Origin of the sequence: Solirubrobacter soli DSM 22325 (assembly GCF_000423665.1) — a bacterium.
Lineage (GTDB): Bacteria > Actinomycetota > Thermoleophilia > Solirubrobacterales > Solirubrobacteraceae > Solirubrobacter > Solirubrobacter soli.
In genome coordinates this window covers 434120-449203 of the sequence record NZ_AUIK01000009.1, presented here as the reverse complement: position 1 = coordinate 449203, position 15084 = coordinate 434120, and the positions used below count along the sequence as shown (strand labels likewise).

Genomic DNA, 15084 nt, shown 5'->3' with positions numbered 1-15084 from the left:
CCCCGGGGGGAGAGTTTTCGCGCGCCCCTCCTAGGAGGGGTGTGCGATCGCATCCCACCGCCGGTCAGGCGACACTCGAATACATCGCCGCCGTCGCCCTCATGGCGGCGCTGTTGCTCGTCGCCGCGCCGGCGGTGGGCGCCCCTGACATCGGCCGCTCGGTGGCCGAAGCCCTGCGCCATGGCATCTGCCTGGTCGGGGGCGACATCTGCTCTTCGGGAGATGCGCGAAGAGCGGGGCTTGCGCCGTGCGCCTTGAAGTCCGACCTGACCGGCGCCGAGGGGTCGCTGACGATCGTCAGTGTCGAGCTCGGGGCGAAGTGGACGCTGCTCGTGTCCCGGCGATCGGACGGTTCGGTCGCGGTGGTGCGTAGCGGCGGCGGCTCGGCCGGGCTGACGGGCGGGGTCGGGCTGAAGGGCGACCGCGGACCCGTCGAGCTCGCTGTCGGCGCGGACGGCGCGATCCGGGCGCGGATCATGGCGGCGCGCGGCTGGCTGTTCCCCGACACGGCGACGGCGAAGCGCTTTCTCGAGCACGCGGCGAAGAACTCGTTCGAGGACGATCGCTGGCCGCCGGCGTGGAAGTCGGTCGAGGCCGGCGGGGAGGCCGGCGGGTCAGTGGTCGTCGACGTCGGCGACAAGGGCGCGGACAGCACGGGCCAGGCCGGCGGAGTGTCGGTCGGCGGCGGCGCCGCCATCGGCTGGCGCTGGTTCGCCGACGGCTCGTCGACCCGCTACTCGCGCCTGAACGCCGAGGGATCGGAGGTCAATGTCGCGCTGCTCCCCTCCCCGCGCGAGGCGGGCAAAGCCGAGTGGCTGACGGAGTACACCCGCGGTCCTGGAGGCGAGCCCCGCGAGCTCGTCCTGCGCACCGCGATCTCGCGCTCGGACAATCGCCTCACCGAGACCGTCGCCCACCTCGACCTGTCCGACCCGGCGAACTACGCCGCCGCGCGTCCGTTCCTCGGTGATCCGATCAGCCGGACGTTCCCGATCGGGGCCGCACGCAGGGCCCTCCTGGACCGGGTCGCGACGTCTGGGACGATCGAACGGCTCACCTCCGACGTCAACGACACGTCGCGAGGCCTTTCGGTCGACGTCAAGGCCGGCATCGAGTTCGGGCTCGGCGGCAAGAAGCTCTCGGTGCACCGGACGCTGGTCTCGGCGACGGTCCAGCGGGGTGCGATCGCGGGCAAGCGGCTCGATTGCGTACCGTCGGGGGCATGAAGTCGTCCATGCGCGCTGTCGTGCTCGACGCTCCGGGGCCGCCGGAGGCGTTGCAGATCCGCGAGTTGCCCGTCCCGCAGGCTCGGGACGGGTGGGTGTTGATCGAGGTCAAGGCCTTCGGGCTGAATCGGTCGGAGTTGCAGACGCGGCTCGGGCTCGCGGGGGCCGCCGTGACGTATCCGCGGGTGTTGGGGATCGAGGCGGCGGGCGTCGTGGCGGCGTGTCCGGGCGGGGAGTTCGCGGTCGGCACGCAGGTGGTGGCGATGATGGGCGAGATGGGGCGGCGCTACGACGGCGGGTACGCGGAGTACACGTGCGTGCCGGCGACGCAGGTGATCGCGTTCGAGAGCGGGCTGCCGTGGGCGACGATCGGCGCGGTGCCGGAGACGCTGCAGACGGCGTACGGCTCGCTCACCGTCGGCCTGGACGCGCAGCCCGGCGACACGGTGTTGATCCGGGGCGGCACCTCGTCGGTCGGCATGACGATGGCGGTGCTGGCCAAGCAGCGTCAGATGACCGTGTTCGCGACCACGCGAAGCGCGGCGAAGGCGGCCGCGCTGCACGCGATCGGCGTGGACGAGGTCCTGATCGACGACGGGGAGATCGCTGAACGGGTGCGCGAGTTGCGGCCGGATGGGGTCGACCGGACGCTCGAGCTGATCGGCGCGCCCACGCTGCTGGACTCGCTGGAGGCGACCCGCGTGCACGGCGTGGTGTGCAACAGCGGCGCGCTCTCCAACGACTGGGCGCTGCCGGACTTCTATCCGACCGGCGACATCCCGTCAGGCGTGTTCTTGACCGGGTATGGCGGTGACGCTGGCGACCTGCCGGCGGACGTGTTGCAGGCGTTCCTCGACGACGTCGAGGCGCAGCGCGCGACGATGCCGATCGCGAAGGTCTACGCGCTCGAGGACATCGTCGAGGCGCACACGGACATGGAGCTCAACCGCGTCGCGGGGAAGCTGGTGGTCAGCGTGGCGGGCTGAGATGCCCGGCGACGTCCCACGTCCACAGCTCGACGACGTTGCCGTCGGGGTCGTCGAGGTACGCCGCGCGTGAGTGCGGACGCGTTCCGAACTCGTGCTCGGCCACCTCGGCGCCCCGCGCTCGCAGCGCCGCGACCGCGGCGTCGTAGTCGGCTTCGGCGATGTGCATCGCGAAGTGCACGTGCACGCCGCCGCGGCCGCGTTCGAGTCCGACCTGCGGGCGCCAGAGGCCGATCCGCGTCCGGTCGCCGGCCATCACCCAGATCGCCTCGCGGTCAGGCCAGCGGTCGACCACCGGGAGCCCGAGCAGGCCCGAGTAGAACGCCTCGGCCGCCTCGAGGTCGACCACTTCGAGCACGAGCTCCGACACACCGGTCACGGGAATCGCCATATACGGATTCTGTAGGGTCGGCCGTCCTTTGAAGTCGTTCCCGCTCGACCCACGTCCCGCCGCGTTGCTCGAGCGCTACCACCGTCGCACGCGCAAGCGCACACCGTGGCTGCAGGTCGTCCTGTTCACCGCGCTCGCCCCGATCGTCGCGCTGCTCACGCGGATCCGCTTCCACGGCCGCGAGCACATCCCGGACGGCGGCTTCATCCTCGCGCCCAACCACCCCTCCCAGCTCGACGCGTTCTTCGCCGCGATCACCTTGGGGCGCCGTGTGCGCTTCATGGCCAAGAGCGACCTCTTCACCCGCCGCTGGGGCCGCTGGCTCGCCCGCGTCGGCGCCTTCCCGGTCCGCCGCGGCGTGTGGGACGAAGAGGCGTTCGAGACCGCCCAGACCCTCCTCGAGCGCGGGAAGATCCTCGCCATGTTCTTCGAAGGCGGCGTCTCCCCCGTCGGCGGCTACCGCGACCCCAAGCCGGGCGTCGGCTACGTCGCCCTCCGCGCCGGCGCGACCGTCCTCCCCTGCCACCTCTCCGGCACCCGCGGCCTCTACCGCCCATGGACGTGGCCGAAGATCACCATCACCTACGGCCCGCCCCTGGTGTTCGAGCGCAACGACGAGCCCACGCGCGAGGCGAACGCCGAGGCGGCCGCGACGATCGCCGACGCCGTGAAGGCGCTGGCGCCATGAGCGCGGGCGGCGAGACGCGGGCGGGCGGCGACGGCCCGCGGGCGGCGGTCCTCGCGGCCACCCGCGCGCGTTCGGCGGCCCTCGTCGCGCGCGACCCCGACGCGCTGCGCGCGCTCCACCACCCCGAGTTCCGCTTCACCACGCCGCGCGGCGACGTCCGCGACCGCGACGCCTACGTCGCCGGCAACACCGCGGGTGCGCTCGTGTGGCGGGCGCAGCACCTCGTCGAACACGAGATCGTGGTGTCCGGCGACACCGCCGTGCTCGTCGGCGTCGTCCACGACGAGTTCGAACGCGCGGGTGAGCCGGGCGCCCACGACATGCGGATCACGATGGTGTGGGTGAGGCGCGATGACACGTGGGTCGCGCTCGCGGCCCACGCGGGACCCGCGGTCGAGGCCTGAGGCGCACGCCTCAGCTGCGGACGCGGACGCTCGTCTCGACCTCGAACGTGCGCGAGCGCGGGTCGCGGGCGCCGCGTTCGAGGCGTGGCGGCAGCGCCCACAGCGCGCGCAGGCCGCCGCCGAAGCCGAGGCCCTGCGCCAGCGCCCGCCGCAGCGCCCGCCGGCCCGCGCGCGGTGGGGGCGGCGGCGACAAGGCGTAGCGGCCGGCGGCAAGCGCGCGCAGATAGGCCGAGACCTCCGGCGAGTGCGAGCCGAGGCGGCGCTCGAGCTGGGTCATGGTCGTGCCGACGCTGACCGGGCGCCCCACCCGCTCGAGCGCGTTCTCGACCTCGTTGATCGCCCGGTCCATCGGCGTCGCCCCGCGTGGGCGGCGCAGGAAGAGCAGCACAGCGAGCACGACGACCAGCACCGCCACGACGGCCAGGAGGATGAGCCCGAAGCCGATGCCCTTCTGATCGGCGGTCGCGCCCGGGATGGCGGGGTCGCCCGTCCCCAGCTGGAGCTCCGGGCGCAGTGAGATGTTGGGTCGCTCGGTGTTGGCGGCGGCATCGGAGGCGCCGGTGTCGGCCGCGGCGGCGGGCGGCGCCTCACCGGGCTCGGGCGCCAAGGCGGCGACCTGCGAGCGCGCGGGCGTGCCGTCCGGCGTCGGGTCGATCGTGACCCAGCCGTACTTGTCGAACCAGACCTCGACCCACGCGTGGGCGTCGGTGTCGCGCACGATCCACGCCTTCTTGCGGGCCGAGTAGCCGCCGGGCGAGAAGCCGGTGGCGACCCGCGCGGGCACGCCGCCCATCCGCAGCAGCAGCGCCATCGCGCCCGCGTAGTGCTGGCAGTAGCCCTCGTGGGTCTGGTTGAGGAAGTAGTCGAGCGGCGCGACCCCGGCGGGCGGCTGCGCGGGCCGCTCGACGTAGCGGAACTCCGGCTGGTGCAGGTAGTCGTAGACCTTGCGGACGTAGTCCATCGGGCGCTCGGTGCCCTTCTTGAGCTCCTTCGAGAGCGCCCAGGTGCGCTCGTACTGCGAGCGCTTCATCTGCTTGTCGACGTCGAAGCTCGAGCGGTTCGTGCCCGGGTAGTCGACGCGGTCGGAGCCGACGCCGTCCCACGGCTTGAACCGCACCCGGAACGTGGTCACCGGGCCCGCGATGGTGCCGGCGATGATCGACGCCGCGCTGCGGGTGACCTCGTGCACCTCGCCGAGCTTGTACGGCACCGTGATGGTCGTCTCGTCCAGCACGCGCTGGTACTCGCCGGAGGCGGCGTCCGCGAGCTGGACCTGCGTCGGTTGCGGCACGTGCACGGACGCCGTGTAGGAGTCCCCGCGACGCAGCGGGATCGGCGCGTCCCACGTCCCCGGCGACGTCCCCTGCTCGACCGCGCGCGACGCGTCCTTGACGTCGACCGTCGTCCCCGCGCCGACGACGTCGGCGATCCGCATGCGCCGGATCGAGACCTCGATGTCATTCGTCCACGCGGGCGTGTCCTTCCAGTCCTCGGGCATGTCGAGCGCGTAGGGCTCCTCGCCCTGCGGATCGACTGGCTCCGAGCGCGTCGTCCACGCGTAGTTGGTGAACACGTCGAGGTTGCGGGCCTTCCAGTACAGCGGGTCCTTCGAGACGACCCGCATCACCTCGTTGCCGTCGCGCGGCCACGTGATCGGCCCGTAGCCCTGTGTCCAGGAGAAGCGCACCGGGTCGTCGGGCCCGAGGCTCTCGGCGAACGCGCGATAGTCGAACCACGGCTCGCCGCGATCGGCGGCCGCGGCGATCGGCAGCGCCCCGAACAGCGCCACCGCGATCAGCCCGGCGACGCCGAGCCCGGGCCGCAACGGCAACCGCTCGAGCCACAGGAAGACGACGGTCAGCGCCGCGAGCGCGAGCCCGAGCAGCAGCGACCGGGTCGTCCCGCCCAGCGAGATCACCGGGGACACGACGACGACGAACAGCACCGCCACCGCCACGAATGGATAGCCGCGGTCTGGCGCCGTCAACGGCACGCGGGCCTCGGGCGGCTCGCTCGCCCGCGGCCAGAACGTCAACAGGCCGGCGAGGATCAGCAACTCGGCGCCGAGCAGCTCGAGCACGATCCGCGGCCACGGGTCGGCGCTCACGTACGGCAGCCGCACCGTCCCCAGCGCCTGCAGCCCGCCGCCGAGCCCGGACAGCAGCTCGTCCCAGTGCTTGGGCTTCAAGAAGTCCAGCCCGGCGCCGGAGAGCCAGTAGCCGACGAACAGCGCGAGCAGCGTGACCGCCGGGAGCGCGACGACCTGCAGCCGGCTGGAGCGGATGCGCTCGCACGCCAGCACGCCGATCGCGGCCGCGACCGCCACCAGCACCCACAAGAGCGCCCGCCCGGACGACATCCCGCCGATCAGCCGCTGCCACTGCAACGCGCCGAGCGCGCCCAGCGCGAAGAGCCCGACGAGGCGGGCCACCGGCTGCGGCAGCAGCGCGCGCGTGCGTGAACCCTTAGGCGTTCTCGGCCTCACGCTGGCGCAGCTCGATACGGCGGATCTTGCCGGTCAAGGTCTTCGGGAGGTCGTCGACGAACTCGATCTTCCGAGGGTAGGCGTAGGCGGACAGACGGGAACGCACGTGGTTCTGGATCTCACGCACCAACTCGTCGGTTCCCTCATGCCCTTCGGCGAGCACGATGAACGCCTTGACGACGCTGCCGCGCCGCTCGTCCGGCGACGCGACCGCCGCCGCCTCTTTGACCGCCGCGTGCTCGAGGCACGCGGACTCGACCTCGAACGGGCCGATCCGATAGCCCGCGGCGATGATCACGTCGTCCGCGCGGCCCTCGTACCAGACGTACCCGTCCTCGTCGAACTTGGCGGCGTCCTTGGTGTGGAACCAGTCCCCGCCGAACGTCTCCTTCGCCGCGTCCTCGTTGTTCCAGTACCCGAGCGGGTAGTGCGGGTTCGAGCGGGCGCGCAGACAGATCTCGCCGCGCTCGCCCTGCGGGACCGGGTGCTCGTCCTGGTCGAGGATCTGGACGTCCCAGCCGGGCATCGGCCGCCCCATCGAGCCCTCGCGGACCTCCATGAACGGGTAGTTGGCGACCAGCGGGTAGGACTCGGTGAGCCCGTAGTAGTCGAGCACCGTCAGCCCGTACTGCTCGCGGAACCAGCGGATCGCCTCAGGGTTCAGGGGCTCCCCCGCGCTGCAGACGATCCGGAACTTCTGCGGGTAGCGGGTCCCCGCGTCGGCGATCGCCATCATCGAGCGCATCGCGGTCGGGGTCGTGAAGACGTTCGAGACCTCGTGGCGGCTGAGGAAGGCGAGCTGCTTGTGCGGGTCGAAGCCGCCCTCGCGCTGGTAGACGAGCTGGACCGCGCCGAAGCGCCACGGCCCGAGCAGCGGCGAGATGCCGGCCGCCCACGCCCACTCGCCCATGCCGTGGAAGCGCTCGCCGTCCTGCACGTCGTGGCAGTAGACGAACTCCTCGTGCGCGAGCAGGTAGCGGTGGGCGTGCACGATGCCCTTGGCCAGCCCGGTCGTCCCGGAGGTGTAGTAGAGCTGGGCCGGGTCCTCCGCGAGCGTGTCCACACGCGCGAAGTCCGCCGAGGCGCCGGCGAAGACCTCGTCGTCGAGCACGAGCACGTGCTCGACGAGGCTCGGATCGACGCGCTCGGCGTTCGCCGCGTTGGTGACCAGCACCTTGGCCTGCGAGTCCGACACGCGATGACGGATGCCGTCGTCGCCGTAGAGCACCGACATCGACAACAGGATCGCGCCCGTCTTCCAGGTGCCGAAGAACGCGGCGGCGGTCTCCGGCGTCGGCGGCAGCAGCATCGCCACGCGGTCGCCCTTGACGACGCCGAGCGACGTCAGCACGTTCGCGAACCGGTTGGAAAGCTCCTGGAGCTCACCCCAGCGCACTTCGCGGACCGTGCCGTCGAAGTGCTCGTGGATCATCGCGAGCTTGTCGGCCGGGTGCTTGTCGCAGACGTCCTCGGCGATGTTGTACCGCTCCGGGACTCGCCACTCGTGGTTGGCGACGGCCTCCTCGTAGGTCACTGCTCCTCCTCAGTCACTCGACCGAGGAGGAGTCTAAAGGGCCGTGTAGCGCGGGAAGCCCATCGCGTCGAGCCAGAACACGGCGTTCCCCAGCAGCGCCACATCGCTGACAGGGCCGACGATCGGCCGCACCGGCTCGCTGCGGTCGCTCTCCCACAGGCGGACGCCGTCGCCATCGGCCGCGGCGAGCGCCGACGCCGTGAACGTCAGCGGTCCGCTGCCGGCCAGCTCGTGGCGCTTGCCGCTGACGACGTAGAGCACACCGGTGTGACCGCGGCGCTCGTAGGCGAGCTCGCGATCGGACATGTAGGCGACGGACGTGGCCGCGCCGACGCGACGGGTCCGGCCGTCGCGGCAGACGTACGTCGTCGCACCCGCGCGCGTGACGACCAGCGGCGGCTGATTGAGGACGAGCCGCGCCCCGGGCCGCGGCGTGCAGCGGCCGATCCGGCGGGCGGGCGGCGCCGCGGCCGACGTGCGGCTCACGGGCGGAAGCAGCGCGGTGCTCGGCCCCGCCGCGGTCCGCCAGTACACGCGCGTTCCGATGGCGCCGAGCGCCGACGCGGGCGCAGTGTCGAGCACCGTGGAGCGGCCGTCCGGATAGCGGGCGACCACGCCGTCAGCGCCGGCGCCGACCAGCGCGCCCGCGACCACCAGCTCGGCGTTCTCCGCGACGACCTTCTGGCCGGTGCGGAGATCGATCAGCGTGTGGTCGACATGCAGCCAGCGGCCGTCGTGGAGGCCGACGACGCGCTCGGCGTGCTCGACGACCTGCTCCTCACCGGTCGGGCGATAGCAGGCGACGAGGGCATCGCCCTGCGCGCGCACCTGCACCTCGGGCGTCTCGAAGACGGCGCGCCCGGGCGCGACGCCGCACCCGGCCTGCGCCGCCCGCGCGATCGCCTGCCGCTGCGCGTCGTGGCTCTGCACCGCACCCGAGGCGTCGAGCCAGTAGGTGACGCCGGCGACGAACCCGTCACTGATCGCCACGTCGGAGACCGGACCGGGAGCGAGCGTCGTCGCCGCCTTCTGGTCATCCGACCACGCCCGCATGCCGGCGTCGCCGCCGGCGACCAGCGTCCAGCCGGTGGAGATGCCGGGTCCGTCGAGCTCGCGCAGCTTCCCGCTCGCGATGTCGAGCACGCCGGTGAAGCCCGGGCGCGTGTAGGCGACCTCGCGGTCGGAGACGACGCGGACGTCGGTGACGACCCCGACCTTGCGGGTGCGGCCCTGCCGGCAGCCGTACGTGACGTCACCCACGCGGGTGACGACCACCAACCCGTCGCTGAGGACGAGCCGTGCGCCCGCGCGCGGCGAGCAGCCCGCGGTCCGGTGCGCCCGGGGCAGCGGCCGCGCCGGCTCGCTCTCCGGCGCCGCGACGACCGCGCTCTTGGGCCCGGCCTGCGTGCGCCAGTAGACGCGCGCGCCGTTGGCCGCCAGCGCCTCGGCCGGCGCCGTGTCGAGCACCTGCGAGCGCCCATCGGTGAACCGCACCCGCACGCCCTTGCGCGTCGCGCTGACGAGCGCGCCGGGGACGGCGACCACCTCGTTCTCGCCGTCCTCGCTCATCACGAGCGCCTTGGCGACCTGGCCGGTCCGCAGGTCGACAAGCTCGTCCATCCGGTAGTCCGCCGACTCCGCGAACGTCGCGTAGTCCTGCTTGTGCAGCCAGCGCCCGCCGAGGACGCCGTAGACGAAGCTCGCCTCGTCGGTCCCGGTGTCGTGGAGGAAGTGCCCGACGACGCGCTGCCTGCCGGTCGGCCGGAAGCAGGCGATCAGGTTGGCCTTCTTCTGGAAGACCTGGACCTCAGGCGTCTCGTAGACGGCACGAGAAGCGGGAACGCCGCAGGCCGCGGCCTGGGCCGGATGGGAACCGAACAGCACGAACGCGAGCAGGGCAAGGGGGAGGAGACGGAGCATGCGCGGAAGTCTCTCCCGCGCTCGACGGCCCCGAGGTGGGGCCATCAGGCGTCACATTGGCGGGATTCCGCCCGTAATGTCAGCGAATGCCGAGGGCGAGGAAGAACTGGTTGCCGATCTCCTCGGGCCGGTTGATCTGGCCCGCCCCGGTGTTGTCGTAGACCATCCGCCAGATGTAGTCGCCGGTCTTCATCGAGTCCTCGCCCGCCTCGAAGGTACGGGTCGCCTTGGTGGCGTACTTGGCCGAGCCGACGGTGCCCTCGGCCTGACCCAGCAGCCCGCGGAACTCGACGCTGGTCATGTTCTGCCCGGCGCGCTTGAGCGCGCGGTCCACGACGAGGTCCTGAATCAAGTGGGTCATCGCGCCGTGGTCGTCGGCGGCCAGCGGAAGATCGATGAAGTGCGCCTCCTGTCCGCCGTACTTCTTGAAGAACACCGGGGCGTCGAGGATGCCCTCCTTGGCCTCGATGTAGCGGACAGGGGCTCCGCCTGAGGCCGCCAGCTCCTCCAGCGCCGCGTTGATGTCCATCCCGGGCGGGCGTTTCGCGAGCGCCCACGCGTCGGCCAGGACCTCGCCGTAGAGCTCGGGGTCGCGGATCCCCTTGACGACGTGCTTGAGCGCCCCGGCGATCTTCGCGTTGGCCGTTCCGGGGTTCGCCGCGAGCGCCGTGTCGATCAGCTTGAACTCCTTCGAGAGCATCGGCCCGTCGCCCCACTTCAGACTGGAGAGCAGTTGCTTGGTGACCGCAACGCGGACCTCCTCGTGGCTGTTGTAGACCGGCACGCCCTTGTCCGGTGCCTTCGGCGGCCGGCGGACCTTGACGTCGTCGAGCACGTTCGGACGCGCGGCCTTGACGTCGTCGAGGACCTGCTTGCCCAGCTCCGGCGCGTTGTGCTCCTTGCCGATCTTGTTGAGCTCGTCCAGCAGGCTCTGCAGGCGCTTGGACTCCTCGCCCGCCATCGCCATCCGGCGCAGCTGGACGGCGGTCTTGAAGGCGTGGACGAGCATCATGCCCTCCAGGCCCAGGCCGATCAGGCTCATCGCGAAGCCGGCCAGCGACGGCTCCTCGTCCGACAGCGCACGCGCCCGGTCGAGGTCGGTGTCGATCAGCGTCTTGTTGTTCTCATAGCTCTGGAACTCCTTCAGTGCGGTGTAGGCCGCGAGCCCGGCCGACGCCGCGCCCGCCGCGACCGCGACCGACGCGCCGCCGGAGGGCACCATCGTCACCAGCGCGAGCGCGAAGGAGAGCAGCATCACCACGGTCGACTGCCCTTCCTTGGCGTCGGCCATCATGTCCGCCACGAGCGCGGCGCGGACCGAGCCCGGCGGGACGAACATGTTCGCCCGGGTCATCGCCACCACCGGCGAGAGCGACAGCGGCGAGACCGTGCCGTTCTTGATCATCGCCTGGGCCTTCGCGATGCTCACGACCTTGGGCAGGACCTGCTCGAGCACGGTCTTCATCTCGACGTCGACGTCCGCGCTGTCGAGCGTCCCGAGCTCGATCTTCTCGAGGGCGCCGCCGGTGCGGTACGTGGCGAGCACCGGATGCAGCCGCTCGGCCTGGATCCACATCCCGGCGAGCTTGTCGCGCTCGCGGCGCAGCGTCCGGCGCCGCTCCAGGGCGACGTTGTCGTTGGGCGTCGACGCCACCGACACGTTCATGTCGGCGAGGTTGGAGGCCTTGGCCGCGTCGCGGACGACCTGCTGCTGGACCTTGATCTCCGCGACCCGCTTGGCCAGGCCCGCCCGGTTGCTCGTCTTGCCGGGAGCGTTCGCGCCGCCCGGGTCGTCCGAGCGCGCCTTCATCGAGCGGATCACCGAGGCGGCCTCCTCGGCGACGCCGCCGCCCTTGAGGATCCGCTCGGCGGCGATCCCCGCGCTGTCGGCCGGGATCCCGTAGGACGCCAGCAGCTGCGCGATCGCCTGGTTGGAGTTGCGCAGCATCCGGTCCGCGTTGATGCGCGCCTGGCCCTTGAACTCGCGCTTGAAGGCGTCGGCGTCGGCCTGGATCACGGCCAGGTCGCCGACGATCAGCTCGTCCGGGATCAGCAGCCCGCGCATCGCCTTCTCGAACGACCCCTCCTCGGCCGCGCGCTGGGCGAGCAGCGCGTTGAGGAACTGCCTGCGCTTGCTCTCGTCGGTGCGGATGTAGCGCCACTGCTTGATGTCGAGCTTCGGTCCCGCGAGCTGGCGCTGGGAGGCGACGTACTCGATCGCGTCGTGCTTCTCCATCGCCGCGGCGTGCGCCGCGCCTTCGGTCTCGGCGACCTGCTTGGCGTTGTCCGCGCGCTCCTTGTCCAGCGCCTTGTCGTCGAGCGCGTCGACGCTGTCGATGTCCGCGGCCAGATGCCGGTTCTCCGGCGATGCCTGGTCGGAGGCGGACGGCAGCTTCGGGCGTGGCGGCGCCTGGCGCAGCTCGACCGCCACCCGCCGCACCACCGCCTGGTTGCCCGCCGTGCGCTGGAGCGCGAGGATCGCCGCCGGGCTCAGCCGCCGCAGCTCCGGCGTGGGCGCCGGCGAGACGACACGAAGGTCACCCTGCCGCTCGCGCTCGGTCTCGTGCTGGCGCGGGACGGTGGGCATCGCCTCCGACTATCGGGGCGCACATCGGGTCCAACAATCGGGACGGAACCCTGAGCTTTCACGAGAATGTCGTCGATGACGGATCTCGCCCGCCTGCTCGACGAGCAAGCCGCGTTGCGGCGGATCGCGGTGCTGGTGGCGAGCGCAACCGAGCGCGACCGTCTGTTCGCGGCCGTGGCCGAGGAGGTTGGGCGGCTGTTGGGCGCGCATACCGCCAGCGTGGTCCGCTTCGACAGGGGCGACGGGACGATCGTCGGCGCCTGGACCGACGGCCGTACGGACTTCGTGTCGCTCGGCTACCGCGTGGCAATGACCGACGACACCGCGTCCGGGCGCGTCTACCTCACCGGTCGGCCGGCGCGGATCGACGACTTCGGAGGGCCGGGAACGGTCAACGCGGTCCTGCGCGAGATGGGCCTGCGGTCCGCGATCGCCGCGCCGGTCAGCGTCGAGGGCGCGCTCTGGGGCTCGGTCGTGGTCGGCACCACCAGCGACACCGCGTTCCCGCCCGACGCCGAGTCGCGCGTCTCCGCGTTCGCGGAGCTCGTGGCGCTGGCGCTGGCCAACGCCGACGCGCGCGACCAGCTCGCCGCGTCCCGCAAACGCCTCGTCGAGGCCGCGCAGGTCGAGCGTCGCCGCCTCGAACGCAACCTGCACGATGGGGCGCAGCAGCGGCTCGTCGCCCTCGCCATCACGCTGCGGCTGACCGAACGACGGCTCGTGCGCGATCCGGAGTTCGCCCGCGCGTCGCTCAACGGCGCGATCGCGGAGTTGACGGACGCGCTCTCCGAGTTGCGCGAGCTGGCCCGTGGCCTGCACCCCGCCGTGCTGACCGAGCACGGACTCGGCGCCGCGCTCGCGGCGCTGGCCAACCGCACGCCCTTGCCGGTCGACGTGACGGTCGACCTCGACCCACGTCCCGCGGAAGCGGTCGAGGCCGCGGCCTACTTCGTCGTCGCCGAGGGCCTGACGAACGTTGTCCGCTACGCGTCCGCGAGCCTGGCCTCGGTCACCGCGCGACGCGAGAACGGGTCGGTGCGGGTCGAGGTGACCGACGACGGGAAAGGCGGAGCCGACATCGGCGCCGGCACCGGACTGCTCGGGCTCGTCGACCGGGTCGAGGCGCTCGGCGGCAGCCTCGACCTGCACAGTCCGACCGGCCGCGGGACGACGCTCCGCGCGCGGTTGCCTGAGACGCTCTAAGACGGACAAGGATCACGGGCCCCGCTCATTACGGTGGTTCTCTCGACCTCGTCCGACGGTTCTCCGCCAGCCATTCACCGGCTGACCCGACGATGAGCGGTTCGCGAAAACGGGAGTCTTCCGCCCCGTCGCACCACTCCCCCACACGAACCGCAAGGACCAGACCAAATGATCATCCGTGGCTTCGCCGCTCTCGCCATCTCCGCCGTCCTCGGCATCGGCACCCTCGTCGTCGTCAACAACGCCTCCAATGACGCCAACGAGACCGCGAAGGAGATCTCCCGCCAGTCGCTCGAGTACCAGAAGCAGGCCATGAAGGACGCCGACGCGCAGAGCAAGGCCGTCCAGGAGGGCGTCAACAAGTCGATCGAGCAGGCGAGCAAGGACGCCGCCGCCAACAGCAAGCAGATCCAGGACGACGTCAGCGCGCAGATCGACGCCGCGAACGAGCAGATCGCCGCCGCCACCAAGTAGTCCCGCTTTCTCTCTCTCCGCCCACGAACCCCAAAAGGACCAGACCCCAAATGATGATCCGTGGCTTCGCCGCTCTCGCCATCTCCGCCGTCCTCGGCATCGGCACCCTCGTCGTCGTCAACAACGCGTCCAACGACGCCAACGACACGGCCAAGGAGATCACGCGCCAGTCGCTCCAGTACCAGAAGGACGCGCAGCAGGACGTCAACGCCCAGGTCGACGCCGCTCAGAAGCAGATCGAGGACGCGACTAAGTAACGAAGCCCGACTGATAGGCGAGGACGACGGCCTGCACCCGATCGCGCAGGCCGAGCTTCGCCAGCACGTGCGCCACGTGGCTCTTGACCGTGTTCTCGGTCAGCACGAGGCGGGCAGCGATGTCGGTGTTCGAGAGGCCGTCCGCCACCAGGCGCAGCACGTCGAGCTCGCGCGCCGTCAGGTCCGCGAGCTCCGCCGGGACACCGTCGTCGCCCGGCCGCGCCGCCTCGGTGAACTCCGCGATCAGCCGGCGGGTGATCGACGGCGCGAGCAGCGCCTCCCCCGCCGCCGCGACACGTACCGCGTCCAGGAGACGATCCGACGGCGTGTCCTTGAGCAGGAACCCTGAGGCGCCGATCCGCAGCGCCTCGTAGATGTACTCGTCGAGATCGAAGGTCGTGAGCATCACGACCGCGGTCCGCCCGTCCGGGTCGGCGAGGATGCGCTCGGCGGCTCTCAGGCCGTCGAGCTCGGGCATCCGGATGTCCATCAGCACGACGTCCGGCCGGCGCCGCATGACGACGTCGACGGCCGCGCGGCCGTCGGCCGCCTCGCCCACGACCGTGATGTCGGGCTCGGCGTCGAGGATCACGCGGAAGCCCGTGCGCAGGAGCCGCTGATCGTCGGCGACGACGACCGTGATCGCGCGCAGCGGTTCCGGAGGCGGCGGCGCCTCGTCGCGCCAGCGCACCTCCGCCGCCGCGACCCGTTCGGCCACGCCCGCGAGCCGCACCGTCCCGGCGGGCGCCATCAGCGCCGCCACCTCCGCCCCGCCGAGCTGACGCACGACGTCGCCGGCGAGGATCTCCCCGTTCGTCGCCGTGTCGCACAGCCGGCTCGCGACCAGCACCGGCGTGCCGAACAGGTCGTCGCCGTCGGTGGTGCACTCGCCCGCCGCGAGTCCGATCCGCAGCGGCGCGCTCGCCCGC

13 protein-coding genes are annotated in these 15084 nt (G+C 71.9%); 7 read left to right on the top strand and 6 right to left on the bottom strand.

Annotated features, from left to right (window positions below; genetic code table 11):
- Positions 1-41 precede the first annotated feature (41 nt).
- Together G569_RS0109225 and G569_RS0109220 are read left to right on the top strand one after the other, a co-directional pair.
- Positions 42-1226 (top strand): hypothetical protein, encoded by a 1185-nt coding sequence (locus tag G569_RS0109225; protein WP_028063204.1) that lies wholly within the window; start codon positions 42-44, stop codon positions 1224-1226.
- A complete protein-coding gene (locus G569_RS0109220) occupies positions 1223-2212 on the top strand; it encodes a zinc-binding dehydrogenase (protein ID WP_028063203.1) in 990 nt (329 codons plus the stop codon). Before G569_RS0109225 ends, G569_RS0109220 begins: the two co-directional genes overlap by 4 nt.
- On the opposite strand, the gene G569_RS0109215 is transcribed toward G569_RS0109220, so the two are convergent.
- Positions 2196-2603: a VOC family protein gene (locus G569_RS0109215; protein ID WP_028063202.1), complete on the bottom strand. Its 408-nt coding sequence runs from the start codon at positions 2601-2603 to the stop codon at positions 2196-2198. The two genes, G569_RS0109220 and G569_RS0109215, sit on opposite strands and share 17 nt — an antisense overlap.
- A 28-nt stretch (positions 2604-2631) precedes the next feature.
- Between G569_RS0109215 and G569_RS57575 the strand changes: the two genes are divergently transcribed.
- Both G569_RS57575 and G569_RS0109205 read left to right on the top strand, forming a co-directional pair.
- The gene (locus G569_RS57575; protein ID WP_053226087.1) at positions 2632-3291 is read left to right on the top strand and encodes a lysophospholipid acyltransferase family protein; all 660 of its coding nucleotides are present in this window, start codon (positions 2632-2634) and stop codon (positions 3289-3291) included.
- On the top strand, positions 3288-3695 hold the full coding sequence (locus G569_RS0109205) for a nuclear transport factor 2 family protein (RefSeq protein ID WP_028063201.1): 408 nt from the start codon (positions 3288-3290) through the stop codon (positions 3693-3695). The genes G569_RS57575 and G569_RS0109205 overlap by 4 nt, the downstream gene beginning before the upstream one ends.
- A gap of 10 nt (positions 3696-3705) precedes the next feature.
- Here G569_RS0109205 and G569_RS57570 read toward each other — a convergent pair whose 3' ends face one another.
- From G569_RS57570 to G569_RS0109185, 4 genes are all read right to left on the bottom strand, one after another.
- Complete coding sequence (locus tag G569_RS57570; protein WP_028063200.1) at positions 3706-6126, bottom strand: transglutaminase-like domain-containing protein; 2421 nt, start codon at positions 6124-6126, stop codon at positions 3706-3708.
- A 34-nt stretch (positions 6127-6160) separates the two neighbouring features.
- Positions 6161-7714 (bottom strand): acetate--CoA ligase, encoded by a 1554-nt coding sequence (locus G569_RS0109195; RefSeq protein ID WP_028063199.1) that lies wholly within the window; start codon positions 7712-7714, stop codon positions 6161-6163.
- A gap of 33 nt (positions 7715-7747) precedes the next feature.
- On the bottom strand, positions 7748-9634 hold the full coding sequence (locus G569_RS0109190; protein WP_028063198.1) for a hypothetical protein: 1887 nt from the start codon (positions 9632-9634) through the stop codon (positions 7748-7750).
- 79 nt (positions 9635-9713) lie between these two features.
- The gene (locus G569_RS0109185) at positions 9714-12221 is read right to left on the bottom strand and encodes a hypothetical protein (RefSeq protein WP_028063197.1); all 2508 of its coding nucleotides are present in this window, start codon (positions 12219-12221) and stop codon (positions 9714-9716) included.
- Between the two features lie 75 nt (positions 12222-12296).
- Here G569_RS0109185 and G569_RS46850 point away from each other — a divergent pair, with 75 nt between their 5' ends.
- The 3 genes from G569_RS46850 (at position 12297) to G569_RS0109170 (ending at position 14155) form a co-directional block, all read left to right on the top strand.
- Positions 12297-13424 (top strand): GAF domain-containing sensor histidine kinase, encoded by a 1128-nt coding sequence (locus G569_RS46850; protein ID WP_169542104.1) that lies wholly within the window; start codon positions 12297-12299, stop codon positions 13422-13424.
- 168 nt (positions 13425-13592) lie between these two features.
- Entirely contained in the window at positions 13593-13898 is a 306-nt protein-coding gene (locus G569_RS0109175) for a hypothetical protein (protein ID WP_028063196.1), read from the top strand.
- Positions 13899-13948: 50 nt separating this feature from the next.
- Positions 13949-14155, top strand: a complete 207-nt coding sequence (locus G569_RS0109170; protein WP_028063195.1) for a hypothetical protein — start codon at positions 13949-13951, stop codon at positions 14153-14155.
- Here the strand turns inward: G569_RS0109170 and G569_RS66300 are convergent.
- Positions 14148-14807, bottom strand: coding sequence for a response regulator (locus tag G569_RS66300; RefSeq protein WP_028063194.1), 660 nt, complete (start codon positions 14805-14807; stop codon positions 14148-14150). The genes G569_RS0109170 and G569_RS66300 overlap by 8 nt on opposite strands.
- Positions 14808-15084: the final 277 nt, after the last annotated feature.